1 protein-coding gene is annotated in these 322 nt (G+C 67.4%); it reads left to right on the plus strand.

The annotated features are described in order from the left end of the window. On the plus strand, positions 1-239 hold a 239-nt coding region (locus BGN95_RS06700), incomplete at its 5' end, for a hypothetical protein (protein ID WP_286772040.1). Positions 240-322 lie beyond the last annotated feature (83 nt).

Genomic DNA, 322 nt, shown 5'->3' on the forward strand with positions numbered 1-322 from the left:
TCCTCGTCGCGGCGATGGAGAAGGCGAAGTCGTGCGAGCCGAAGAAGATCGCGGCGGCGCTCCACGGCCTGACGGTCACCTCCGGGCCGGCGGCTGCGATGCCCGGCGGCAAGATCTCCTTCGGCGAGGACGGCACGAACCCGGACGCGACCCCCATCCTGACGCAGTGGAAGGACGGCAAGACCGTCACGGTGTGGCCGAAGGAGTACGCGACGACCACGATCGAACTCACCAAGTGATCATCGAGCGGTGCCCGGCTCTCCGGTGCCGGGCACCGCTCTCCCCTGACGAACGGACCCGATGACTACTCTCATCCAGGTGA

It is taken from the genome of Sphingomonas sp. 66-10, from assembly GCF_001897045.1.
In the GTDB taxonomy this organism is placed as follows: domain Bacteria; phylum Pseudomonadota; class Alphaproteobacteria; order Sphingomonadales; family Sphingomonadaceae; genus Sphingomonas; species Sphingomonas lycopersici.